The sequence below is a fragment of the Cupriavidus sp. 8B genome (assembly GCF_054589115.1).
In genome coordinates, this window is sequence record NZ_BAAILO010000059.1 from 1 (window position 1) to 1626 (window position 1626).

3 protein-coding genes are annotated in these 1626 nt (G+C 60.8%); all 3 read right to left on the minus strand.

Annotated features, from left to right (window positions below; all coding sequences use genetic code 11):
* The coding region (locus ACYP5B_RS05625) for a recombinase family protein (RefSeq protein WP_459568908.1) at positions 1 to 363 on the minus strand (363 nt) is incomplete at its 3' end.
* Between the two features lie 283 nt (positions 364 to 646).
* Positions 647 to 1075 (minus strand): helix-turn-helix domain-containing protein, encoded by a 429-nt coding sequence (locus ACYP5B_RS05630; RefSeq protein ID WP_459568909.1) that lies wholly within the window; start codon positions 1073 to 1075, stop codon positions 647 to 649.
* Between the two features lie 193 nt (positions 1076 to 1268).
* Positions 1269 to 1626 (minus strand): DUF5372 family protein (locus tag ACYP5B_RS05635; protein WP_459568910.1); only part of this gene is annotated, 358 nt, incomplete at its 5' end.

Here is a 1626-nt window from a genome sequence, read left to right on the forward strand (position 1 = left end):
GTCGAGAATCAGCGTATCAGCGAGGGCGCAGATCTCCAGCAGGCGATGCCAGTCGGCATTGTTTCGTGCCAGGCGGGACACCTCCAGACCCATGACAATGCCTGCGCGTCCCATGCCGACGTCTGTGACCAGTCGTTGAAATCCCTCGCGCCAGGACGCCGATGCGCCGGACTCACCCTGGTCGCTATCAATGACAATGATCTGTTCGTCGCGCCAGCCGAGCGCGGTCGCACGGCCGCGAAGGGCGTATTGCCGCTTCGTGCTCTCGACGTTCTCGATGACCTGTCGCATCGATGACTGCCGGATGTAGAGATAAGCGCCCCGTTCGAGGTGGTGGGGTTGAACTTTGAGCGACGCGGTCATGGTCTTCTCCGGTCATTGATCGTCATGGCCATTCTTGCGAGCACATAAACGATGGCCCGACGCTCGAAGGGCTCCGCCGATGTCGGGGCTCGGGCTGGGATCGGCTCCAGTCGTGCGGTTCTAGCGGCCAGCATGCGCGCCCATGCCCACATGCCTCGCTGGAGAAGGACGACCAAGCCGCTCCGGGCGTCTGGGGGCAGGGCCTCGCCAAGCATGGCGGAGCGCACCGTCTCGTACCGCGCGACAATTGCGGACGACAGTGTCGGTCTCGCCTCGACGCCGGTTATCTTGGAGTTTTTTTTCCGCCGACTGCACGCTCGATCGTTCTCGGATGCACATCGAGGCCAAATTCCTGCTGAATCAGCTTTGCCAGTTCGCGCGCCCGGATCGGCTCACCGGGAGAAAGCTGCGCCTTGAGAAAGGCCAACACGTCGCTCTGGAGCTTGTGTGGACCATGGGGGCCTCGCTTCCTGGGCACCAGCCCCGCAATCCCCCTTTCCTCGAAGTCCGCCCTGGCCTGGTAAAAGGTCGGTCGTGAGATGCCATATTCCTCGGACACTTCCGTCACCGACGCCATCTCGATAGAGGCGCGGCGCAGCATCTCGTACTTCACCTGTACGGCATCGCGCGGATCGAAGAATCCGCCCTCCTGAAACTTCGGATCGTGGACCTTATCCGGCGCCGGATTCAGTGTGCCGTCTTCGGCGAGCATGTTGGCCTTCGAGTGCTTGCGGTCGTTACTTGCGGGCACATTCAACTCCAGACAATCGCGTGTAATAAAATTATGCCGCTACAAACACCTTGTCAAGGCCAAAATGCACTGCTCAACTTCGTCTCTAATTCCTGTGCAGATGGCCGAGTGCGTGGCTGCGTATCGCTAACACCGGGCGTCTCTGCGGCATCAATTACTTTACATGAGCGGCGAAATTCTCCTTACACCCGACCGGGATCTCTGATTGCCTGCGCAGGCGCGCCACAAGGTCGGCGAGGGCCATCAAGTCCGCAACCCTGAACAGCGCACGTCCTTGCCCCATAACGACTTCAGGATCCGGCGCGGCAATGTCGGTCCATTCCGGAGGAACGGAGCAAACAGTTCTGTCGTCGACGCGCAGCAAGAGACGCTTGCCGGAGCGGTTATAGCGTTCACCAACACAGACGAGCTGCCGGCCGCTGAACGGGTGGAACGGGTGGGTTATGCGGACAAGCTGCGTCGAAGCGGCGGGAAGGTCTGCATTCCGAGGTGAGTTACAAGCGCCTGGAGCG